21 protein-coding genes are annotated in these 24,481 nt (G+C 36.2%); 16 read left to right on the top strand and 5 right to left on the bottom strand.

Going from position 1 to position 24,481, the window contains the following annotated elements:
* Nucleotides 1–507: 507 nt before the first annotated feature.
* The 9 genes from avs1a (at nt 508) to GON05_RS33520 (ending at nt 11,521) form a co-directional block, all read left to right on the top strand.
* Nucleotides 508–1,728: an AVAST type 1 anti-phage system MBL fold metallo-hydrolase Avs1a gene (gene avs1a / locus GON05_RS33560; protein ID WP_157325712.1), complete on the top strand. Its 1,221-nt coding sequence runs from the start codon at nt 508–510 to the stop codon at nt 1,726–1,728.
* 11 nt (nt 1,729–1,739) lie between these two features.
* Nucleotides 1,740–2,822, top strand: a complete 1,083-nt coding sequence (locus GON05_RS33555; protein ID WP_157325706.1) for an ABC-three component system protein — start codon at nt 1,740–1,742, stop codon at nt 2,820–2,822.
* On the top strand, nt 2,822–3,328 hold the full coding sequence (locus GON05_RS33550; protein ID WP_157325704.1) for an ABC-three component system middle component 2: 507 nt from the start codon (nt 2,822–2,824) through the stop codon (nt 3,326–3,328). Before GON05_RS33555 ends, GON05_RS33550 begins: the two co-directional genes overlap by 1 nt.
* Nucleotides 3,325–5,229, top strand: a complete 1,905-nt coding sequence (locus tag GON05_RS33545) for an SMC family protein (RefSeq protein ID WP_157325702.1) — start codon at nt 3,325–3,327, stop codon at nt 5,227–5,229. The genes GON05_RS33550 and GON05_RS33545 overlap by 4 nt, the downstream gene beginning before the upstream one ends.
* A gap of 52 nt (nt 5,230–5,281) precedes the next feature.
* Nucleotides 5,282–6,436 (top strand): ATP-binding protein, encoded by a 1,155-nt coding sequence (locus GON05_RS33540; protein WP_157325700.1) that lies wholly within the window; start codon nt 5,282–5,284, stop codon nt 6,434–6,436.
* A complete protein-coding gene (locus GON05_RS33535) occupies nt 6,429–7,208 on the top strand; it encodes a hypothetical protein (RefSeq protein ID WP_157325697.1) in 780 nt (259 codons plus the stop codon). Before GON05_RS33540 ends, GON05_RS33535 begins: the two co-directional genes overlap by 8 nt.
* A 380-nt stretch (nt 7,209–7,588) precedes the next feature.
* Entirely contained in the window at nt 7,589–8,338 is a 750-nt protein-coding gene (locus tag GON05_RS33530) for a PDDEXK family nuclease (protein WP_157325695.1), read from the top strand.
* Between the two features lie 6 nt (nt 8,339–8,344).
* Nucleotides 8,345–10,450 carry a Mu transposase C-terminal domain-containing protein gene (locus GON05_RS33525; protein WP_157325693.1) on the top strand — a complete coding sequence of 702 codons (2,106 nt, stop codon included), beginning with the start codon at nt 8,345–8,347 and terminating at the stop codon, nt 10,448–10,450.
* Nucleotides 10,451–10,570: 120 nt separating this feature from the next.
* Nucleotides 10,571–11,521, top strand: a complete 951-nt coding sequence (locus tag GON05_RS33520) for a TniB family NTP-binding protein (RefSeq protein ID WP_157325691.1) — start codon at nt 10,571–10,573, stop codon at nt 11,519–11,521.
* Nucleotides 11,522–11,576: 55 nt separating this feature from the next.
* Here the strand turns inward: GON05_RS33520 and GON05_RS33515 are convergent, their stop codons facing one another.
* On the bottom strand, nt 11,577–11,921 hold the full coding sequence (locus tag GON05_RS33515) for a helix-turn-helix domain-containing protein (protein WP_157325688.1): 345 nt from the start codon (nt 11,919–11,921) through the stop codon (nt 11,577–11,579).
* 147 nt (nt 11,922–12,068) lie between these two features.
* On the opposite strand from GON05_RS33515, the gene GON05_RS33510 reads away from it, so the two are divergent.
* From GON05_RS33510 to GON05_RS33495, 4 genes are all read left to right on the top strand, one after another.
* The gene (locus tag GON05_RS33510) at nt 12,069–12,401 is read left to right on the top strand and encodes a hypothetical protein (protein WP_157325686.1); all 333 of its coding nucleotides are present in this window, start codon (nt 12,069–12,071) and stop codon (nt 12,399–12,401) included.
* Nucleotides 12,401–14,122 carry a TniQ family protein gene (locus tag GON05_RS33505; protein ID WP_157325684.1) on the top strand — a complete coding sequence of 574 codons (1,722 nt, stop codon included), beginning with the start codon at nt 12,401–12,403 and terminating at the stop codon, nt 14,120–14,122. The genes GON05_RS33510 and GON05_RS33505 overlap by 1 nt, the downstream gene beginning before the upstream one ends.
* Before the next feature lie 972 nt (nt 14,123–15,094).
* Nucleotides 15,095–15,904, top strand: a complete 810-nt coding sequence (locus GON05_RS33500) for an SDR family NAD(P)-dependent oxidoreductase (protein ID WP_157325683.1) — start codon at nt 15,095–15,097, stop codon at nt 15,902–15,904.
* Between the two features lie 418 nt (nt 15,905–16,322).
* Nucleotides 16,323–16,754, top strand: a complete 432-nt coding sequence (locus tag GON05_RS33495) for an Rrf2 family transcriptional regulator (RefSeq protein ID WP_157325676.1) — start codon at nt 16,323–16,325, stop codon at nt 16,752–16,754.
* Between the two features lie 199 nt (nt 16,755–16,953).
* Here the strand turns inward: GON05_RS33495 and GON05_RS33490 are convergent, their stop codons facing one another.
* From GON05_RS33490 to GON05_RS33475, 4 genes are read right to left on the bottom strand one after another with little or no spacing between them, the layout of a single operon-like run.
* Nucleotides 16,954–17,172 (bottom strand): hypothetical protein, encoded by a 219-nt coding sequence (locus tag GON05_RS33490; RefSeq protein WP_157325674.1) that lies wholly within the window; start codon nt 17,170–17,172, stop codon nt 16,954–16,956.
* A complete protein-coding gene (locus tag GON05_RS33485) occupies nt 17,169–18,353 on the bottom strand; it encodes a Ger(x)C family spore germination protein (protein ID WP_157325672.1) in 1,185 nt (394 codons plus the stop codon). The genes GON05_RS33490 and GON05_RS33485 overlap by 4 nt, the downstream gene beginning before the upstream one ends.
* Nucleotides 18,350–19,453, bottom strand: coding sequence for a GerAB/ArcD/ProY family transporter (locus GON05_RS33480; protein WP_246239647.1), 1,104 nt, complete (start codon nt 19,451–19,453; stop codon nt 18,350–18,352). The genes GON05_RS33485 and GON05_RS33480 overlap by 4 nt, the downstream gene beginning before the upstream one ends.
* An 8-nt stretch (nt 19,454–19,461) precedes the next feature.
* Nucleotides 19,462–20,904, bottom strand: coding sequence for a spore germination protein (locus GON05_RS33475; protein ID WP_157325669.1), 1,443 nt, complete (start codon nt 20,902–20,904; stop codon nt 19,462–19,464).
* A 287-nt stretch (nt 20,905–21,191) separates the two neighbouring features.
* Between GON05_RS33475 and GON05_RS33470 the strand changes: the two genes are divergently transcribed.
* The 3 genes from GON05_RS33470 to GON05_RS33460 all read left to right on the top strand — a co-directional run bounded on the left by GON05_RS33470 (nt 21,192) and on the right by GON05_RS33460 (nt 24,452).
* Complete coding sequence (locus GON05_RS33470; protein ID WP_157325668.1) at nt 21,192–21,626, top strand: Rrf2 family transcriptional regulator; 435 nt, start codon at nt 21,192–21,194, stop codon at nt 21,624–21,626.
* 107 nt (nt 21,627–21,733) lie between these two features.
* Nucleotides 21,734–22,912 (top strand): MFS transporter, encoded by a 1,179-nt coding sequence (locus GON05_RS33465; RefSeq protein WP_157325666.1) that lies wholly within the window; start codon nt 21,734–21,736, stop codon nt 22,910–22,912.
* Nucleotides 22,913–22,985: 73 nt separating this feature from the next.
* Complete coding sequence (locus GON05_RS33460) at nt 22,986–24,452, top strand: amidase (RefSeq protein WP_157325664.1); 1,467 nt, start codon at nt 22,986–22,988, stop codon at nt 24,450–24,452.
* Nucleotides 24,453–24,481 lie beyond the last annotated feature (29 nt).

The raw sequence follows: 24,481 nt of genomic DNA, 5'->3' as shown, positions 1-24,481 counted from the left end.
ATAACTAAAAAAGTTGGTTTTGTTGATTTTTAAATTGGAAGATGAAATGTCGTTTTAAATAAGTTATCCGTATCAGCCTGAGAAGTAGCTTCCATTTTAATATGTGATTTTTATTTGGTAAGCGAATGGGAATAGAAATCCCTTGTCTCGACTATCGGGACTTTTTACTTCATATAGAATACTTAATTCGGTTTTTAATTAGGATGAAATTAGATAACTATGAGATTGCGTTTTCAAGACTAACTTTTTACCCTGTGTTCGAGGAAAATTAAACAATAGACTGGTTATGGGCGTTAAGTTACACAGACAACATTAGTTAAAAGATAGGAATATTAAATTTGATAAGATCAAGATACTATACCGAGTGAGCAATTATACTTTATAAGAAAAAACGTATCTATGGAGAATTAGAAAAATATAGGAGGTATATGACTAGTTCTGTCGAACTATGAAATATCAATCTAATGCTACTATTTTAAATTTTTAGTCGAAAGGAATATTGTTAATTTGAAAAAAATACGTGTCGAAATGTTTCCTTCTATGCATGGTGATTGTTTTTTATTAAGTTTTGGTTCAAGTCCCAAATTAAATCTACTCGTAGATTCAGGTCTAAAGGAGACATATCATAATTATCTTAGAGATAGAATTAATAAATTATCAAAAATTAATGAGGCTATCGACTTATTAGTTATCACCCATATTGACGAAGACCATATCAAAGGAGCATTGGAATTATTTAAAGAGAATGGTCACAAAACTGAATCTAAAATTGTAACGATTAATGAAGTCTGGCATAACAGTTATCGGCATTTACAATTTTCGAAAAATAAAGTTGAAGAAATAAGCGAATCTGAAAAGATGATCTTAGAGGGCATTATAGCAATGAATTTTAACTCCGAGACCAGCGACAATACTCAAAGCAAAGGTATCAGTGCTTTTCAAGGATCAACACTTGCTTCATATTTATTAAAGGGAGGTTATAATTGGAATACTTCTTTTGAGGGAAAAGCAATCAATTATGATTCGAGAAAAATTGTTTATATAAATTCAGATGTGAAATTGCGATTACTGTCTCCAGATACTGAAAAATTAAAAGCTCTGGGGAAGCGTTGGTTAATTGAACTGAAGAAAAAGAAATATAACTTTAACATCAGTGATGAAGAAATATTTGATGATGCTTTTGAATTTTATATGAAGAACTTAGTTCAAACAGTCGACGTTAATGAAGATTCCCCGATTTCAAAGAATAGTCTGACAATAGAATCATTACTCGAGATTGAAGGAGGGGGGGATACTTCACCAACAAATGGTTCTTCTATTTCTTTTATTATTGAATATGAAGATAAGAAACTTCTGTTCTTAGGAGATTCTCACCCCGACCTAATATATGAAAATATTTTAAAATTAGTCCGTGAAGAAAATTATATCCCTTATTTCGATCTTATTAAAGTTTCGCATCATGGAAGTCAGTATAATACAAATTCTAAATTGCTAGCACTAATTGATTCGCCAAAATTTTTAATTTCAACTGATGGGGTAGCACATCATCATCCCGATGCATCCACCTTAGCAAATATCATTTGTAGAGAAGGGACTCAAACGAGGCATCTTTTTTTTAATTATCCAATTAAAAATACTGAGATTTTTAATAACAATACTCTAATAGAAAAATATAATTTCTCAATGCATATTCCAATGCATTCTGAGACTATTATCATTGAAATTTAAGGGGCAGGGTTATGAAAACAGACACAATAAAAGTAGTAAGAGCAGTCTCAAGAGTTATTTGTGGCGATGGAGAAACTTGTAGTAAAGGGACAGCATTTTTAATATCACCAACTAGAGTTATTACAGCTACTCATGTAGTTGATAGCTACTTTGAAGACCAAAGCCCTATCATACTTCAATTTCTTAATGTTGAGAATTGTTTCATACTAAGACAGGCAGTGCCAATAAATAATCTAGAGATTGAGAAAAGTCCGGTAACAATCTTATCATTTGATGAACCAATTGATTGTGATTTTTTGGAATTTACCAATTACGAGATAAATGATCAGGATCAGTACGAAACATTTGGCTACCCAGTTGTAAAATGGGAAATGGGTCAATGGACAAGTCAGAAGGTCTCAAGAAAACTCGATGCAAGTATGATGAGACCGTTTGATTGGGACATTGACTTGAACCATAATTCAAAGATTGAAGATTTCTCTGGACTTTCGGGAGCACCGTTATTAGTTAATGGTGAGTTGACAGGAGTCTTGCTTACAGAAGCACTCGTAGAAAAAAAGTCTATCTCCCTCGGTGCAATAAGCATATCGAAATTCAAACAAGTTTTAGAGGATTGTAACATAAAGATTATAGATACAAGTTATACATTATATGATTCAGAACTCATACACCAGCCTGAGGGGCAAAATTATACTGAGTATACATTCATTGAAAAGTTAGAATCTGCTAATATTTTTGAACATGAAATGTGCCAAACAGAGTTTTATAATGCGGAGATACTTAAGAGAGTTATTGAAAGCAAAGGAATAGATAAGGATATTCTGTCCTTTAAAAAGCTGCAGGACAAAATCCAGAGTATTTGGCATACGAAATATATTGCTTTTAAAAACTTGGATGATGGAAGTGAATTATTATCAAGTGTCTACGAGAGAATTGAAGATTTAGATTCAGAACTTCTCGCAGCGGATAAAAAAGTTTCTTTATTTGTAAAAAAAGGAATGCTGCATCAACTTTCTGAGGAATGTAAGGTAGGTTGGGTGAAAAATTATAAATCAAAATTAATCGATTACCAAAGGATCAAAGGAGAAAGTTAATGGAAGACAAAAATCCTACCATAGAGTTTTCTGACTTTGTGGAAAGCGCGATGAGAATTTTAATATTACTTTCTAAATTTGAAAAGAAAAAGTCGTTTAAAATGACTTTTGATAAAATTATGTTATATGACTTTTATATGAAATTTCCAAATATTATGATACCGGAAAGAGAAGATTATTCCACTGGTTATACTTTCTTAGATCATTACTCATTCTATCATTGGAAGCCAGATAGGGATAAGTACCATGGATACTTAAGGTATTTAGTAGCGAAAAAACTAGTGGATAGGAATATTAAATCAAATGAATTTTGTTACGAAATCAATAATAATGGTAGTGATTCCCTAGAAATACTACGTTCAGCGTACGCTATAAAGCTCGGGGCTATAGCGGATTATATCAAAATTAATATTATTTCAAACAGTGATTCGAAAGTTGAAAACGACATAATAGAACAGAGCTTTAAACTAAGAAAGCTATTATCTGAGGAAGTGACACAACAATGACACGAAGATTATGGATAAATAAGTTGACGTTAATTGGTATAAGAAAGAACTACGAAGTTTTATTCAAAAGAGGACTAAATTTCATATCTGGCCCAATGTCTACGGGCAAATCAACAATAGTTGAAATGATAAACTATGCTCTTGGATCAGAAAAACACAAAAATTATATTGAGGTTAGAGAAAACTGTAGTGATGTTCAATTGGAATTTAATATTGGAGAAGATAGATTCAAGGTTATAAGACCTCTGTTTGATTTTGAAAGACCAATTAAATTATTCCGCTGGGATAAAATAGAGAAAGATTTTAATGAACATTTTGAATTACTTCATGTTGACTCACCAAAAAATGAAGATACTTTGTCTGCTTTTTTATTACAAGAGTTGGGATTTTACAATGTCAAAGTCGCTAATCAGTCATTTAGCTTTAGAGACTTATTTAAATATTGTTATATAAAGCAGGGAGATATAGATTCGGAAAATTTATTATCTGAGAAAACTTGGGGACCAAACATAAAAAGAAAGCCTACATTCGAACTGATTTTTAATTTATTTGATACGTTACTATCAGATCTAAAAGCCGAAATGAAAGTAAAGATAGATGAGTTATCTGATTTAGAAAAAAGGAGGAAAGGTGTTTTTGAATTTTTAAAAAGTTTAGATTTACTTGATTATGAACTTTACGTTAATCAGAAAAAACGTTTAGATGAACTTATTAATGAAAAAAAATCTCAGTTATATGGGATCAAATCCCGTGCAAAAATAGATCCTACATTAAGCCGCGATCTAGAGGGGAAGATTTTTGAGTTTAGGGAGCAACTTGAGATAATAGATAAAGAAATTTACGAACAGAAAGAATATATTAATAAGTTAGTATTGTTAAGGAATCAATATAAGAGTGAGATGGAGAAGATTGAATTTGTTTTGGAGGGAGCATTCACATTAAGTAGGTATAAGTTTGATTATTGTCCTGCATGCCTAAATGAGGTTCATCAACATGTTTTAAATGGATGTGAGTTATGTGGAAGTGAATTGAAAAATCTCACAAAAGAAGAGACGGCTGTCTATAAAAGCGATCTAAGAAAGTTAAACAATAAATTGAATAAAATCAGTATTTTTATATCTGAACAACAAGAGAAAATTGAGTTGTTAAATCGACTTAAGGATAGTAAAAAACTTGATTATCAACAAATACAGGAAGAGTTAATTCACATAAGTAAAGAATATGTCAATCCATTTATAGAACAAATTGAGACATTAAATTATGAAATCGGTGAAATAAACAATAAAATAAATGAATTAAGCAAAAACTTAACTATAATTAACCAATACCATCTACTTACTTCAAGATCTTCTCGACAAGAAGATGCTATTGAGAGATTAAAAAATCGAATTAAAGAAATCGAAGCAAATACCAATGATAAAGAAAGCATCGTCAATGAATTGAGTGAAATATTTTCAGATATACTTCAAGAATTTTCATTCCCTAAATTATCTAATGCATACATTAATTTAAAAGATTATTTACCGTATGTAAGAGATAGAAAATATGATGATCTCGGTAGTTTAGGTGCGGTTACAATGCTTACCATGGCATATTTCACATCTATTTTAATATTGGGAATTGGTAGTAACAACAATCATCCTGGAATATTACTTATTGATTCTCCCAGAAAAAATTTGGGATCAGATATTAAAGATGATCAGGAATTTAAAGATGAGAAAATATTTAATTCAATAATCAAATCATTTATTGAGATTCATGGTAAATATCAAAATGAATTACAGTTGATAATTATTAATAATGGATATCCTGAGTTTTTACAGGAGAATTTGCTTGTAAAAGAGTTTGATGGCAATGGTACAAGAGGATTACCATATGGATTAATAGACGATCTAAATTAACTTGGGCATATCAAGCTTCAAATTAATTTTAAAAAGAATAGGTGGTAATAAAATGAGTCAAATAAAAATCAAAAAGTTCTATCTCAATGAAGAAACTCAAATTTTATTTAATGATGGTGAAAATTATATTGTTGGTTTAACTGCAACCGGTAAGACAACACTTTTTAATCTGATTCAATTCATTCTCGGGATAAGGAAAAATTTTAATGGAATTATTAATAATTCTCAAAAGCCTTATATAACATGTGAATTTACAAATAATAGGTTGATAAAGATATCAAGGGATTTTAATTCGAATGAAGTTGTTTTTACAGAAGGAAATACAATTAAAACGGTTAAAGTCAACTCATCGGAACTAAACGAAGTATATTCTAGTTTTATGAATCCGAGTACAGAACATTATAAAAGATCTGCTTTGGATATTTTGAATTTCTCTTTTTTAACTGCAATAGATTTAGGGAAAAGTTATTTCTATAAAAAAAAACCGTTAAAATCAATCTTAGGCTACAATGAAGAATATTTAGAATCAATCGAAAATGATATTAATAAACTTAAAAGTGGATTGGAAATTGAGAAGCAATCACTAAATCTTTTAGATATATATATAGAGAACGTTAGAGCCTCTTTGCTATCAATCAATGGAGTTGTTGAGAATCCAGATCAAATTATTGGAATTTTGGAAATGGAACTAACAAAAGTTAAGAAAACTTATGAAAGTAATTATGAGCTGTTACAAAGGTCAAAAGAAATTTATGACCACGAACTTACATTATATGATGAATTTTTTCAAGGAAGAATATTAGAACTTCAACCGTACTTTCAAGAAGTACTAAATCTGATAATGCCATCTTTTGAATCTAAATTAAATAATCTAACTCTTAGTGATCTAATAAATAATAAAAATATTAATATGAATAATACTTCAATGGGCGAAAAAATTATTATTTATTTTGCGTTACATCTCACTTTATGTCGGAGTTTAAGTAATGAAAAATTTCAGAACGGTGGGTCTGGTTTGTTAGTAACAGATGAGTTATTTATTTTTAATGATAATTATTCATTAAAAAGAATCAGAAATAAGATCAATGAGGTAACTAAAGTTGGTGAATTGCAATACATAGGTTTTACTCAAGACAGTATGCAAATTCCAAAGGAAAATATCGTATTCAGTCTTCCTCAGAATAAAGGAGGAAGTATATTTGGGTAAAAATGTTTCTACTTTCATACCAATAGTTACTGCAGTTTTAGCACTTTTGACATTTCTTTTTGGACCAAATCTTTCAATGAGATTATCTTCTGACACTGATATTGTATTGGAAAGTTATAGTATTTACGAATATTATCCTAAAACATTAGAAGAAACAGTGAGTGAATATTATCAACGTAAAAATTTGAAAATGGCAGATACATTGAGAATAATCGATATCAAAAATGAAGGTGCTCCATCAAAGAATTTAAGGATATTGATTAAATTGGATGGGAAAATAGATGATTTCAAAATTCAGAGTAATGAAATTGTAAATGAAGCAAAGCTTGAAACAGAGTCAAGTATAGCGTTAAATATGACGAGATTATCAAAAAATGCGAATGTAGAACTAAAGGTGTGGTTAAGAGATGAGAATAAAAGATTAGAGGTATCTTATGCTGATGACATTTCTAACAAAACTGTGTTCGAGAAAAATAATGATGATGTAGTAAAGAAAACTATTTTTTACACAATCGTTGTAGTAATATTTTTTGGATCCGTTGTGTACTTGTTAAATAATATTCTAAGAAAGAATGCTATGAAGAAAAAGCAGGAGAATGATACTAGTTTGGTAGAACGGTTTTATTCTGATTTATTAAATGATAGTTTAGAGGAGCAACAGATTAGTCAAAGTGAAACTAATAATGGTGACAAAGTAAGCAGCTTAACTGAACGAGAAAAGGCCACGGAGAGACTAAGAGAGTTCGTCAAAAGAACTAATAGTGATAAGTAATCATAGGGACCATGCCAAAATACATAACTGCTGAGACTTGTGTGATGTGAGTACTTCAACGGACAACGGCAGACTAACGTATTCCAAATACCGTCATGTCAAAATTAAACTATAGTTTGCGCTTGCCGCATTATTATTAATATTTAAATAAATAAGTTGAGAATAGCTCCTTATTGAATGATCTGCTGGATAACCTATACGTAAGGAATGTTCTCTTATAACTAAATATAAAATGAAAAAGTCTCGATTCTTCAGGCATCCCTGATTAATTGAGGCTTATTTATTTACTCAGAGAGTAGTTAATTAGTTTAACCACAGGAGTATGGGCAATACTGACTATTATCCGGAACATATTCTGTCACTTTTCAGGAGGTCGGTAAATGGACTACAACTGGAGTACAAAAATAGATTGGAGCAAAGAGGACAAATTATATGCGCGGAAAAGAAATGTCACTAATAAAGGTAGCCGAGAATTCGAGCATCTAATAGGCAGTATTTACAGTCACAAAATGAAGCGAGGTGTTCAATACGAATCATTTTGGGGAGAGTGCCTTTTTTATTATTTACTGGAGCTTGATAAGTTAACGATTCGTTATTATGAGCAGCCAGTTAAGGTTCCAATAAATAGACTAACTAAAGAGCATATATTGAAAGAAGAAGTACACGTACCAGACGTTCTGACTTTCAGAGATGGATTAAGACCAATTCTAATCCAAATTAAAGGCGGGAACAGTAAGGTTGAGCAGAGACCAAATCTGTATAAGGTATGTGAAAATTTTGCTAACGAACAAGGTTGGGATTACACTTTGGTAAATCCTAAGATAACAATGCCAGAAATCATAAAGGAAAATATTCTATGGCTAGTTAATTATCTGCGACCAAGAGAATATTATTCTGCTCTAATTCCTGAAGTTAGACGCCGCGTAGAATACCTTCATAAAGTAGAGGTGTTACGTTTAGCAAAAAGTTTTGAACCAAGAATGGACTATCGGCATGTGCTGCCACTGATATTTCACTTAATTGCGACTGGTGTTCTGATAACTAATATAAGTAAAAGAATTGACCAAACAAGTGAAGTTTCGTATGGAACTATTTTTAATGATATTAATTTATTATTTGAGAAGGAGTAGCTGCAAATGAAGTTACATAATCCTTTAGCAATTGATGACGAGTTTTACTTAAATGGTGTTAAATTCTTCGTTCACGATATTCAGGCGCCAAATATTTTGTATTATCGGGAAGATGGAGATAAAAAAATAAGGGAAATAAACTACATTTCCTTATTAGAGGATTCTACATTTGTCGGCCCTGAGGAAGTCATGAAGAAATCAGCTAAAAATGAAACCAAAGTTGAAAAAAAAGTCACATTTATGTTAGATACCTTGATACCAGATAGGAAAAAGAAGACGATACTGCGGCTCAATTTAATTAAGCCGATACTTCTTTATGATAAGGCTAAACAAGGGGATTTGTACGCTTTAAATTCCTTCAATGAGATATATAAAGGATATCTGAATGGTAAAGAAACAATTGATAAGTTAACAAAAAAAGAACTTTTAGAACGTGTGTCTAAGAAATCAAAGGAGAGCGGAGAAAAGAAAATTTCTCCAAGGCAATTGGAGAGATATCTTCAAGCTTACTATGAGTCTGAAAACAACAGAGAGAATTTCGGAGTCGAAGGTCTCATTTCGAAGGCTTATTATAACTCCCACTCAAGGGAAGATGAGAAAGCTATTCAAATTATTCACCCCAAAAAGGATGAAATAATACTAGATACAATCTACTGCAGAGTTGAGAATGATGAATATGTTCCATTAATCGAGAACGGGATTAAGCGTTTCTTATCGAAAAAGCGAAAGAAGATTACTCATTTACATTCGGATTTGGAGATTCTATGTTCCAGCAAGAATTTAGAACCTCTTCTTTACGATACTGTCTATAAAATGGTTAAACGGATTAATATACAAATTTATGACCGATTATCGAAAGGGATTATGGAAGCGGAATATCAGGATCCAATAACACAAAGAGTATCGGGTTATTTTGCTAAATGTCCGCTCAATGTTATTGAAATTGACCATGTTAAACTCCCGATAAAACTAATTGATGAGACAACAGGCAGTGATCTTGGGGAGCCATGGCTAACTCTTGCTATTGATGTCTATACCAGAATGATTTGGGGATTTGACCTTTCTTTTCAAAATCCATCTGGTCATAAGGTTATGTGTGCTATTTACAATGGGATTTGTCTCAAACGAGCAAAAGAAATGTATGGAACAATTAATGATTGGGAAATGCATGGAATTCCAACTGTAATTTATATGGACAACGGTCCAGAGTTCAACAATGCCTATGTAAAAAGTATGATTGAAGATGAATTACAAGCAGAAGTTAGATTTAGACCTGTAGCTACTCCTCGATATGGTGGAATTATAGAAAGATTTTTTAGAACAATCAATGATGAATTTTTGGATCAATTACTGGGTTTCTATAGTAAAGGTAGTAAGGCTGAGGAACGTCAAGCAGCTAAAAAAGAAGCAATCCTAACCGTGAGTGATTTAAGAGAACTTCTGGTTCGTTACTTTGTTGATTTGTATCATTTTGATACTCATAGGGGCTTACCACTTGAAGAAGATACCCCTGCTGTTAGATTTCATCGTGCTGTCGATGTAATGGGTTACCCTCCAAGTATTCCTGCTAATCAAGAGACAAATTATTTAATAAAGCTGCTACCAGTGGACATGAAATCATACGACAAAGATGGAATTCGAGAGGAAAATGTAAGGTATGCTTCACCTGAAACAAGTCGTTTTGTTAATACTCGTATGAAGAAAAATGTGAAGATAAAGTTTGATGTACGAGATATATCCCATATTTATATTTTGGATACAATTAATCAGTCGTACATTGAAGTACCATCTATTTCTCCCCCTGCTGAGCAAGTGCAAGGAATGAGTCGTGATCTCTTCAAAGCAATTCGTAAGATATTAATTGAAAAAGGAAGAATTAATAAACGACAAATACCCGGTACGGAGCAAATAATTGAGGGAAAGAGATTGATTCAAGAGCGGTATGAAACAATGGTGAACAAAAATAGTTCAATGAGAAAACATATATTGAACAAAGGGGGGGCTTTGTCAGTTGCTTTACCAACAGGAGTGCCAATAAAGAGATCTGCTCCTAGTAAAATGCAAAACTTAAGTGAAAAATATAATAACCAGAGAAGCGGTAAAGAAAGTTAATGTTAAGGGGCCTTCGGCTCCTTTTTGCTTTACTTCGTTAGAATATAGCTGAAACAGAGAATAAACTTAGTGTAAGATGTCAATTCTTTTAACAAATATATTAGCGGGGGTTTATTTCTAATGAAAAATGATGAACATAAAGAGTTTCAAGCTCGAATTAGTAATTTATTCATTGAACACGATGAGGTTACACGTATATGGAGAAGATTGGATAAGAATCGTAGGAATAAAAGAGCGGGTACAGAGAGTGCAGAGTCTCCAATTCATATATTCATTGAAGGGAAGCCAGGGGCAGGAAAATCCATGACTTTAAAAAAATATGTGAAAAAGAATAAGGGATGGACTGTTGTGGATGAGGATGATACAGAGACTGATATTAAGCCTGTAATCTACATGACCTTACCTATTCCATTCACATATAAAGGGTTTTACAATAATATTCTTAAGGCAATGGAATTACCTGCTCGTAATGCAGATGTCGATCGAATAAAGACTCAAGCATTTGAAATGATGAAGGCATTGAAGGTCGAAATGCTCATCATAGATGAGTTGGATTACTTGCTAGCCTCAACTTTTGTTCAACGTAAAGCTGTAATGGAGAATATTAAAGATATAGCTAATTCTGCGGATGTTTGTTTAGTATGCGTTGGGACGCTTGCTATTGAAGAGCTTAGAACTTTAAATACTCAACACATTAGACGTTATCCTAAAACAGTCTTACGCCATTTTGAGAATTGTGATGACGCGTTTAAGGCTTTTATTAAGAATATTGAAGTTCAGCTTTCACCGCCTCCAGGGCTCTTGGATTGGACTCAAGATGGAAGTGTTTTTCCTGAGTTTCTTTACGAAGTTACTGGTGGGCTAGTTGGATGGATTAAACCTATACTAAGAGAAGCCTTTGATATCATAGGGGTTATGGAAGAGGACTTTAATGACTTCAATGTATTAAAGAATTTAGATGGTGACGTTATTGTAGAAGCACAAAAAAATATAATTGGAGAATTTGCTGATAACGATATGGCCAAAATTCTGGCCGATGAACTAGTGTCCGAAGAGGAAAGCACGGGGTAGTTGGCGTTAATTAATCCCGATCTTATAAGATAAGCGGTGGCATTTAAGCCACCGCTTATATTTTGTCTTCAAACATGTTATATACAAAATCTTTAATTTTTTTAACATCCTTACCTGGAAGTTTAATCAGTGCATCTAAAATTTTTTCGATGTCAGAAGTTTTTTTATCTGTAGAAAAATTTAATTTCGTATATTCAAATAAGTCATAAATCCCAACTTCTAGAGCATTTGCAATTTTTATTAAATTAGCAAGTGTGACATTTTTTTGTGCTCGTTCAAGTCCACCAATGTAAGTGTAATGAAAACCGGAAATCTCGGCTAGATATTCTTGAGAGTACCCTTTTGCTTTTCTTAAATCACGAATACGTTTTCCCAGCAGTACCTGTTCTCGATCTGTCATTGTCTACACCTCATAAAAAGTGTAGACAACATTAATAAAGAAAAACATGTTTGTTAAAATAACAAAATAAATAAATTGTTATGTATACGTATCATTTCTAGTCAATATGGCAACTCTAGTAATAATAGATTCATAGGAGGGATTCATATGGAGACAATTAATAGCGAGCTCATCAATTTATTCATTCCTGCAATGTCCGAAATAACTGAGAAAGGCATTAAGTACAAGGATATGTATTATTCATGTCATTGGGCGATAAGAAATCAATGGTTTCAATCGACAGCAAACACACGCATGCTTAAGGTGTATGTGGACACAGTAAGTGAAGACTATCTTTTAATCACCTTAGAAAATGGTTGTTTAGATATTGCGCTCCAAATACAACATCAAGTGGCTGATTCTGAGAAATTAGATGAATACTATCAACAACTAGATAAAATAAAGAAACAGATTAAAGAGCGCAAAAGGAAGAAAAAGTAATGGAAGTAAGTTCTATTATGCCAAAACGTCCAAAACAATTTCATAATGAGAGCATGTCAGGATATTTGTTTCGTCTATTTAAAAGTAATCATTTCATGCCTAATTCAAACTATTTAAGGGAACTAGAACTTACATATGCACAACTACTGAATAATGAAGTTTCTGACGAAATCTTTTATAGAATCTGCCCGTGGAATAGAAAAAGAGATTTTACTTATATGAACAATACAAAGAGTATTTTAGGGGTTTTAAACGATTCTTGGTGTAATAAATTAATCCAAAAAAATAATCTCAAATTTTGCCCACTATGTATTCAAGAAAATTTTTATCATCAACTAGAGTGGTGTATATTACCTTTAAAAATGTGTACTAAACATTTTGTAATCCTTCAAGAAGGTTGTGGTACTTGTAGCAAGCCTTTAGACTATTTTAGTTTCATTCAGCAAAGTTGTATTTTTTGCTTATCACCACTTAACCGTCTCAGTATTGATCAAATTCAATGTGATATATTTTCAAATTCGCAATTAAATCTTAAAAAAACACTAATTTTTAGAGAAAAGTCAGTTGTCTTTGACTTGGAAGCAAACGATTACATAGAACTAGTTTTTGCCAGCATCAGGTTCTTAGATGGATTTAAAGATTTTACTGGTTTTAGCCAGGATAATATGGATATTTTTCATAATCGCAAATATAAGACGAAGAGTAGCATCAATCTTGCTATAGCTTTCTCTAATGCCGATTGGTTGTACACTAACTTCCCTAATCATTTTTATTATGTACTTGATTTATTTATAGCAAAGTATAAAGGTATGAAAAGATATGGTGCATTTCAGCATTTTGAAACAGTAGTAAAACGTGATTGTTTTACTGAAATAAGAGATGCATTTCATCAATACTGCATTCAGAAATTAGAAAGTGGAATAATTAGAAGGGACTTTGGGGTTTTTAGGGAGGAGCCTAAATTACTTCAGAAACGAAAGATAATTCGCCGCGAGGAAGTTAAAATTGAAAAAGGGGTTACTTATGGGAAAATGTTTCGCCTAGCAAAGAACAACTTGGTTCAAATGAATCAAAGTAAGAGAAATGAATATTATATTGATCAGACTACCCTCGACATGTACCTCAAGGAAGAGAAAAGATGGATAACAAAAAAAGAAGCCGCCCTTATCCTTGGCATACATGCTGCTTCTTTGGAAAGTCTAATTCGTTCTGATTTATTTGAAGTAAGTTTGAAATACTCTGGAAAATCAAAACGGATAAATCTTGATGAAGTTAAAGAATTAGTTGCACGTTGTAGAGGGGAATTAGTAAAAAGTATTCCTTCTGATTACATTAGTTTCCATGATGCATTGATAAAGTACACAATATTTAACCTATCAATTGTATCGCTTATACAACTTATTTTATCTGGTGTATTAATACCTGTTCGTCAAAACTCAGAGGTAACACTTCGTGAAATATATCTTAATAACGATAAACTTTATAAATGTTTGATAGCCCATAAAGAAAGGAATCTAACAGAGAAGGGATATTTTTTTTCGGATTTACTTAAAGTGTTTAAAATTGGAGAAAAACGACTTCATCGCTTGCTCAAAGAACATAACATACTTCCGGATATTGTTAGTCACTATAAGGACGGACGGGCTAGATTTCTATATAAGGAAACGTCAAAAAAGAGAATTCAGGAAGTTTTAGTAACAAATAAAAAGATTCGAGATTGATTTTGAGGATACCGGAATTGGGAATTAAGTACCGATTGCATTATGCATTAATAATTGAAATATTTGAGGCAACCAGCACTAACCTGTTGCCTCTTTTAGTTGAAATATGAACTTTTTAGATTCAAACTGCCCTTTTTGTTTAATAAGAACGTTTGTTAGACACGGATTTGAAACCTGTTGGAATAAGCGAAAGCCTAGGGCATCCCCAGGCTTAATTTTTATTCTATAACATTAGTGCAGTACCTAAATACTTTCGACATAACTTCTCTTTCATAATCATCTTTCACATAAAAGCAGTGACGCTTCCAGTCTAGAAGCCGCAGGGCTCCATCAATATCTCCACCGATTGCATCATTAAAGCCTTCTCAACCTGTTCCAATGAAGGGACTCTTTGATGTTTTCGTTACAAAGCTGAAATTTATCCATCTACAGGAATCTAACGAGGAACTATAGCTTAATAGACGGCTACTGTTTTGTATAGTTAGTAGTTAGTGGAATCGAAAAGCGCGGCAGCCGACTAATCAAGCAGTTAGTTTTCTGTTTGATTTTATGATTGAAGGGGCCGATGATAAACCTCCGGGTTGCTTGCTTGTCAATATGGCGGTAGAGGTGGCTCCATGGGATCACGAAGTGGGTTTCAAGACCTTAGAAAGCTTCGATACGGTGGAGAAACTTCTAGCAGAACTGATTCAGGGTGGACAGGAAAGAGGTGAGTTCGCAACACAATGCTTGGTTTGCGTGTACTCGCCCGAACCTCAACTGACAAAGTGAAGCTTCACCGCATAGCTGGTTTTGCTATGTCTAGGCTAGCTCTCTAAATGGGACTTTATTTTTTGCAGTTATTAGAATGATTGTTCTCAATATTTATTGTGAGCTAAAACAGCAATTGAAATATGGATAATATTATCTACGAAACGTTTAAATCCAATTCAAAAATTTCTAAATATATAGACAAAAAAGGAGATATAAATAATGAGTAAAGTGTGGTTTATTACAGGAACTTCAACAGGATTTGGTCGCCATTTTGTAGAGCAACTCCTTCAAGCTGGTGATAGAGTAGTCGCTACAGCGCGCAAACTTGAAGCCATTCAAGATTTTAAAGCGTTGGCACCGGATCGTGTACATCTTGCTGCCCTCGACGTTACCAAAGTGGATCAAATTCAAGAAGCTGTTGCTATATTCGGAAAAATTGATATAGTCGTAAACAATTCGGGATACGGACTGTTCGGCATGCTGGAGGTATATACGGAAGAACAAATTCGGAAACAATTTGACGTTAATGTATTTGGCGTATTGGACGTCATTCGTGCAACGCTTCCCGTATTTAAACATCAGGGATTTGGACACTATATTAATTTCTCGTCTTTCTTCGGAGCAGTTTCCTTCCCACCTTTCAGCCTGTATGCCGCCTCTAAGATTGCAGTTGAAGGCTTCTCTGAAGCATTCGCGATAGAATTTGCAAGCTTTGGCATTAAGACAACGATTGTCGAGCCGGCAGTTTTTGCGACTGAATTTCTTGGGCATTCCTTAGAACAGACAGAAAAAAAGCCGGAGTATATCCCGTACTACGAAGCTTATGAAAAAAACTTATCAAACATCAAAATTGGAGAACCAGCCAAAGCTGTTCAATATATTAATTCTGTAATCAAAGAAGGAAATGCTCCGCTTCGACTTCCAGTTGGATCTCAATCAGCTTATTCAATTCGCGATGCTTATAGTAAACGACGAATGGAAGAACTCAACGCATGGTATGATCGATCAACTGAAGCAGATTCAAATTAGGATTTTTCTAAGAAGAAGGCAGTACGCTGTTTATAGCGGACCGCCTTTTTTGGCGTTCTCGGAGTAGAAAGTTTTCAATATATATCTTTACCCTAACACTTTAGGGAATGTTCAAAATAAGACTATTCTTAACAAAATCTAAATTAAGGAATCAGATGCTATATGTAACTAATCTTACAGTTGATGAGTATGTTAGTGAAGAAATATGAAATTTTCTGGTAAGTTACTGCCAGAAATTAATTAGTAAGAATGATATGTTGAGCATTAATACACCGCTTTCAATATGTAGAAGCTTGAAGATAGGTTCCATATTGTCTAATGAGCCATTAACAGTTGGAGTAGCCGTTAATTGACAAAACCGCTTAATAGCATTAGTGTAAAAACAATTAAAATAATTATATTACGAAAAGGAGATAGAATGAGTGCAAATAGTCGATTAACAGTAGCCTTTCATCTTATGACTTGGCTGGCGAACAAACAATTGAATAACGTTGAATGGGTTCCATCGGAACAAATGGCTATCAGTGTAAATACTAATCCAGTATTTATTAGACGCATCTTAAGCGTACTGAAGAAGGCTAATCTAGTCCAAGTGCAGCATGGGGGCAAACAAGCAGGTTGGAAGTTGGCTCGTAAAGCAAGCGACATTTTGCTGCTTGAGGTATTCGAAGCATTGGAGACAAAGCCGCTCTTTGATATGCACCATAGCATTCTGAACCCGGCATGCCATATTGCTCAAGGTATTCAACCGGCACTTCGAGACGTTTACGACGATGTGGAAGATTCTATAAGACGTTCATTTAGTCAAAAATCCGTTGCAGATTTGCTGGATCGTACATTAAACGGGTAATTTCATATTATACGCAACTAATAAACACAGTCACACAGAGAATGTCCGCAGACACAAACGAGAGTGATTTAGATCCCTGTCAATCTGGGATTATTTATAGATAAGCACTTTAAGATTATCGGATGGATATTCTGATTGAAGCGTGAGGGGGAAGAAGGTTAGAATCACCTTTTGAGTTCCTCTGATATCAACCCATTTACTATTCGATTAGTCCACGGAGTGGTTTAAAGACAATTTTAAAAATACTCGTTGGACCTGGTGTATTGGGCAGATCGAACATCGATAAAACCCAACCAGTGAGGAGTAACATTATGAATACAGCTTTGTCTCTTTTCGGTTTTTGCTTCAGTTTCGGCCATTCGAATAACGAGATTAGAATCATGGCGATCGTTACGATGCAGAATAAGCTCCATCTCATTGCCTCGTCTCCTCTTTAGGTATCCCACCAGGTGAGTTGATGCGTCCTTGCCTAAGAATCCGTGCTTCAATCTCCGTATGTATTTCAATTTTAGGGAACACTTCTTCCCAATGGTCTTTTACCTTTTCCCACTGTTCTGGATATTTGCGATGAAATGTCTTGGAGAAATCGAGAATGTCCGTTTTCCATCGTTTCTGAATCTCTTGAAGAGCAGCCTGCATACGTTTTCTTATGTCATTCTCGAACGCTTTATCCATGATGGCTATCAAATCTGGGTTCACAGGATTCAAAAGTGTAGTGTTCTGAACAATAATATCTCCTTCTGACCGTACTTTGATGTACATCTTCCAAGTATCACCTTCTATTTTCGGAATTAACTTTACATGAGTTTTGACCGGTTTTAGTGAGACCGAACCTCCGTTATCCGTAACCTTGAAGTAAGCAGTGCCTTCTTTTGTACCACTCTTAAGCCATGAAAGGTCGCGAGTTACTTTTTCTGAAAGATCTCCGACCATTTTGTCCTTTTTAAAAACCGCGGTACCAAGTAGATATGGAATTGTTTGATTTGACTCTGCTGATTCGGCTTTTGGAAGAATATGTATTATTGGAAGAGCTGCCGCTTGGGCATCCCCTTTTAACATGATACTCAATTGCTCCATGGTGACCCGCATTCCAAATTGCAAGTCGGATAATTTATTTAGTACATCAGCTGACGTACCCTCGATCGGTGGAAACAATTCCAGGGCTTCCTTTGCTTTTCCTTTGCTGACAAACATATAAGCTCTTTCTCTTGTCTGAGGATGGCGAACTAAGAAATCGAACTGCTCCTTGATCCCAGCTTTTGCGAAGGTCTCACCGAAAATGAATATTTTACATTGCCCCCAGAACAGTCTTCGGGGAATTTGTCCTTGAAGTTTGGAAAGAGCCTCAGAGATATCGAATCCTTTTTCCGATCGTATGGTAGTTTTGTTAGAGCCATTACCGCCTCCAGTCCCTTGACCACCCCCACCGTGGTTCTTTGGTATAACGATTTGTACAGTCACCTGTATGAGATTGTCCTCCGCCTGGTCAATGGCTAGAGCGGTAATGAGTGCTAGATCATTGATTTGCACACGGTCCCAGCAACCCCCTAGTATGAAGACTGACAGAATCGAAATGCTCAACTTTCTAAATGCTTTCATCGGGCAGACTCCCTATTAAAAGACTTACGTAGCTTAGCAATAAAAAGCAGAAGAACAGGGATGAGGATCATATATATGACTATATAGAATGGAGCCACATACTTAATATAAAATACTAAGACAGATAAACTTGGCAAACTTAACAGGCTGAAAACGATAATAAGAATCCCAATAGGGAATACCGTTGATCTGTAATCCGACAATTGAAAATTCTGCGCGCATGTAAGCACGGTAGCATAGTAAAATACTCCAATTTTCACAAAGTTTCCGACAATCCACATCGCGAGAAGGAGGGACTCCAGATTTTCGAAGAAATTACCGATACGGATATAACGGAATGCTACCAAGATGGGGTATGATTTGTTGCCTATATCCGTTCCAAGCAGAAATAAAGTAATCAGGTTTACATATGTTAAACTCATAATGACTGTAAGGAGCGATATTAACACGAACTTCTTCGCCTTTGCAGGGTCTGTTAAACAAGGCAGGAAAAACGTAATTAAAAAAAACTCAGACGTCCAAGCTATAGGCGTGGCCGCTGATTTAATAACAGGTGTGATACCATGATGCAGGAATGGAAAAATATTTCTTAGGTCCAACTCAGGGATTAAAAGCAATAGAAAGAATAGAGGAAAGCAAAAAATAATCGTGAATAATACGGAGCTTCTGGTAAGCATCTCCAATCCTCCGCGTACAGCTATTGCAGCAAGTAATATGAAGACGGAAATAATGAGCAAAAGTGGGGTTTTAAACAGAAAATTGCCTTTAACGAAATCAGCATATTCTCTAACAATAAATCCAGAATTAATAAGAAAGAACAATAAGTAACCCATACCAATGATTTTACCTGCTATTTTGCCCAGAATTTGTTCACTGGCCTGAATAACTGTTTGTTGTGGGTAAAACTCGTGCAGTCGAGTCGAAACTAGTATGGCAATAATTCCTGATAAGATGGGGATAAGTCCTGTTAACCAGAAATCGTTATGGGCTCCTTGGGCGGTGATACTCGGCAGAACAATAAAGCCTGTAGCGAGTATAGTCGGATACATTATTATAGCCATTTGTAATGAGGAAATTTTTCCTCTTTCTAACATAGACATTCACCATCCTACGGATTATGACGCCGAAAACGCATGCTTAGCTTCCACCAAGGAGCTCTGATCAGAACATCATTCATTTCATTTGTTTTGGGAGTTGTTAAAGTTGATAAGTAAGGAACGCCTAATGAGCGTAAGCTACTTAAATGGAGAACGATCGCTATAATTCCCATCATAATACCAAGCAGCCCAAGAGATCCCGCTAAAAAAATTAACGGAAAGCGTAGTATTCGTACAGCAATCCCTGCGATGTAGCGTGGAATCATAAAAGAAGCAATACCAGTTATCGCAACGACAATTACCATCGGCGCAGATACAAGTCCTGCATGCACTGCTGCTTGTCCAATAACGAGCGCCCCGACGATACTGACAGCAGCGCCTACTTGCTTCGGCAAACGCACTCCAGCTTCCCGCATAGCTTCAAATGCAATTTCCATAATTAACGCTTCGATGAGCGCGGAGAAAGGAACTGCTTCCCGCGAGCTAGCCATACTAATCAGCAAAGAACCTGGCACCATCTCCTGATGAAACGTCAGTATGGCGACATATAGCGACGGTAGCAACAGAGAGATCAGAATAAAGCAGTATCGGAGCCAACGAATAAAGGTGGAGATTATAAAGCGTTGATAATAATCCTCATGCGACTGAAAAAGAGAAAATAACGTGATTGGCGCGACGAGAACGAAAGGTGTCCCTTCCGTCAAGATAGCAATACGTCCTTCTAACAGACAACTGCAAACAACATCTGGCCGTTCGGTGCTGAGTAGTTGGGGGAACGGAGAGTAAGGCTGGTCCTCAATCATTTCCTCGATGTATTCACTTTCCAGAATTCCGTCGATCTGAATGTTGCTTAATCGGCTTCTTACTTCCTCAACAAGTGAAGTATCAACTACACCATCGATATATGCGATTATGATATTAGTCCGAGTATATTCACCAATTTTTAATGTTTCTGTTCTAAGTAAGTGGCTTTTAATAATACGACGTATTTGCGATGTATTGGTCCGCAATGTTTCAGTAAAGCCTTCACGAGGCCCCCTAATTCCAGCTTCGGCAGCGGGCTCTTCAATCCCGCGTTTCTCCCAACTGGCCAAATTTAAAGCAGCACCGTATGCCTCATTATCCCACAGTAAAATCGGGCACCCCAATGAAAGATGTTCGATGCATTGTGCAAATGTGGTGACTTCCGTCGTTTGTGAAACGGGGATTTTGCTGGAGACCAGTTGAGCAATATTTTCAAAAGCTCCATGTTCTCCCCGCATAAGTGGATCGATAACATAATCCTCGATACGTTCACAGTTAGATAAACCATCAATGAAAACAAGTAGAGCTTTTATAGAACCACTGATGAGAAAAGTGCGATAAACGATATCCGAACAGTTAGCGTAAAGAGAGTGGAACATATCTTCATTTTGCTGCATGTTCGGAAAAAGCTTTTGTTGAATATCATGCATGTGGCTGAGCCCTTTCAATGAAAAGTATGTATATGTAATATTATCTAATTTATATATTCTAATACATTTACCGGTTCTTAAAAGTAAGCAGAAGAATAAAATTTAGCTCCTTCATCGGTGCAATAATGAAGTGCAGCATCTAATTAAAAACTCACAGGTGAAAAGTCAAAATTTGCATAGATATAACAAACATATCATTAACCTCCCGCCAAATTGTTGACAAAAGCGCTCAATAGGTTTAACCTCTAAATAGAACTGAATTAGTTACATTGAAGAGAGGAGATAGAATGAGTGCAAATAGTCGATTAACAGTGGCCTTTCATCTTATGACTTGGCTGGCGAATAAACAATTGAATAACATTGAATGGATTCCATCAGAACAAATGGCTACAAGTGTAAACACAAATGCTGTATTTATCAGGCGCATTTTAAGCTTGTTAAAGAAGGCGAAGTTAGTTCTTGTTCAGCACGGGGGCAATCATGCTGGATGGAAGTTAGCACGTAAAGCAAGTGACATTTTGCTACTAGAGGTTTTTGAAGCTGTGGAATCAAAACCACTTTTTGATATGCATCATAGCATTCTTAATCCGGCCTGCCATATTGCACAAGGCATTCAGCCGGCGCTCCAAGACGTTTATATCGACGTAGAAAACTCAATAAAACGTGAATTAAGCCAAAAAACCGTCGCGGACCTACTAAACCGTACATTAAACGGACGTTAATTATTTGTGTAGTACATACAATAAAAAACATTATGAGTTTCCATTCGTTTTTTTTGCTTTTCAATGTAACTGATTTAGTTCTATTGAAATGAAGGGAGTATTCACTGATGAATGCAAAATTATTTTTATTAGCATTGGGAACATTTGCAGCAAGCACAGAAGCCTTTATGATTGCGGGCATACTGCAACCCATTGCAAGAGATTTAAATGTATCTATATTCTCAGCAGGGCAGTTCGTAACTGTGTTCTCACTCACTTATGCAATTGGTTCCCCTATCCTTGCAACCTTGACAGGTAATTGGGAGCGTAGGAGGTTACTTGCAGTCGCAATGTTGATATTTGCTATTGGTAATCTTATTTGCGGTTTGGCGGACAGTTACACTGGTTTTATGGTCGGAAGAGTAATCGCTTCAATTGGAGCGGCAATATTTGTCCCAACAGCTTCTACAACAGCATCAGTGCTAGCAAAGCCGGAACAAAGGGGCAGAGCATTGGCAATTGTAATCGGAGGACAGACGATCGCGTTAGCGACCGGAGTTCCACTTGGTGCTTGGATGGCGCAAGCATTTCATTGGCAAACAGCTTTCTGGCTCGTGACTCTGCTGGCATTGATTGCGGCATTGCTTATCCGCTTGCGTTTTCCTGTACTTGCTCCACAAGAAGTTCCGTCTTTGCGAAAAAGGGTAGCTGTTGCCGCACAGCCGAATATCGGTAACGCCCTACTTATGACACTACTGTGGGCGTGTGGAGCTTTCACCTTCTATACTTACGTATCAAATACCTTTATTAATTTGGGAGCAGCGGAATCTACCATTACGCTTGTTTTACTTATTTGGGGCATAACCAGCTTTTTCGGCAGTAGTCTCGGAGGATACGCATCGGATAAGATTGGCACTCATCGTACACTTAGTCTTGTATTAACATGTTCCGCTCTGCTTTTGATTGGACTATCCGTTTTGGCGGGCTCTTCGCCATTCTCTGGAGCAGTAACTGTTGGAATGATTCTAATGGCCGTTTATGGTTGCTGTCTCTGGGCTTACATCCCGACTCAGCAGTCCAGATTAGTGACGCTTGGGGGAAAATCTGCCGGTGTTGTGATCTCGTTGAATGCGTCAGCTATTTATCTAGGCAGCGCAGGTGGGGCATATATAGGAGGTTTAATTGTAAATCACGGTCTAGTTGAAACTTTGGGTTATTTCGGAGGAGGAGGAATGTTACTAACTTTGCTTGTCTACACGTTGGGCCATCTAAACAGACGTGACGCATCAAAAGTAGCAAGCGATTAAATACAAATGTACTAATGCTATTGTTTTAATTAGTTGTAATTGTTGATAAAGGTAATACTAGGGGGGATGTATATTGAAAACTACAAATTTCACATACAAAAGTGCAACCGAACTGGCCAAGGATATGGCAGCAGGTAAGGTATCTTCTGTTGAGCTCACTCAAGCCGCAATTGATCGAATCAATGATTTCGATGAAAAAGTTAATGCCATCTGCGTACCCGATTTTGAGGAGGCTCTTGCAGTCGCGCGTAAAGCTGACGCAATACGCGCACGAGGTGATGAGCGGCCACTCCTAGGAATCCCGATGACGGTCAAAGAGTCATTTAACATTGCTGGGTTGCCGACAACTTGGGGGATTCCACATTTTAAGGATTTCGTAGCAGCGGAAGATGCTGTTGCTGTTGCACGCCTCAAGGCTGCTGGCGCTGTAATTCTCGGCAAAACGAATGTTCCGTTAGGATTAGGTGACCTGCAAAGCTATAACGATGTTTATGGAACGACGAATAATCCATGGGACCTAAGCCGTACGCCTGGGGGTTCATCTGGTGGTTCCGCTGCGGCCCTCGCTGCTGGCTATGGGGCACTTTCGATTGGCTCCGACATTGCTGGCTCACTGCGGGGTCCGGCACATTACTGCGGCGTCTATGCGCACAAGCCAACACTTGGGCTCCTGCCATCGCGCGGTCATTCGGCACCGCCAGCTCGTCCTCTCGCATTTGAACAAGACCTCAGCGTTATTGGGCCAATGGCACGCAGCGCCACCGATCTGTCGCTTTTGCTTGACATTTTATCCATTCCCGAAGAAAGATCTCTTGGCATTGCCTACAAACTCGTATTGCCACCAGCAAGGCATGATAGCCTGGTAAACTACAGAGTACTTATTTTAGACACGCATCCCCTGATACCGTCGGATTTGAGCGTACAGGAATCAATCAATCGACTTGCTGATCAACTCACCAAAGTTGGTACTAAGGTAGTAAGACATAGCTCTTTGTTACCAGATCAGACGGAAGCTGCGCGACTGTACATGCGCTTACTACTTTCGACTTTTTCTGCCAACTATCCTGCAGAAGTATATGAGTACTTCCAAAACGAAGCAAAGAAACTTGATGCAACGGATCTGAGTCTTGCCGCGGAACGCACGCGTGGATCGGCTCTGAGTCATCGGGACTGGCTTGCTGCCAATTACGCACGAGCAGAGTTGCGTCAACGTTGGAGTGAATTATTTGTTGAGTTCGACGTTGTTCTTTGCCCGGCAATGCCAACGGTTGCTTTTCAACATGATCATAAACCGGATATATGGCACCGTCAAATTATGATCAATGAAGTGAACTACGATTATCCTGACCAACTAGTGTGGGCAGGTATTGCAACAATCCCAGGACTTCCTGCAACGGTAGCTCCCATCGGACATTCAAATGAAAACCTGCCGATCGGCATACAGATCGTTGGTCCATTGTATGAGGATCGCACAACGATTCGGTTCGCTGAACTTCTTGAAAGGGAGTTTGGTGGTTTCGTGCCGCCAACGTTTGTTTAGATCTGTGTTCTAAACGGATACTCGATTAT

Origin of the sequence: Paenibacillus anseongensis, assembly GCF_009757995.1 — a bacterium.
In the GTDB taxonomy this organism is placed as follows: Bacteria; Bacillota; Bacilli; order Paenibacillales; family NBRC-103111; genus Paenibacillus_E; species Paenibacillus_E chondroitinus.
Note: the sequence above shows the minus strand (reverse complement) of the source record. Positions and strands in the feature narration are given on the sequence as shown.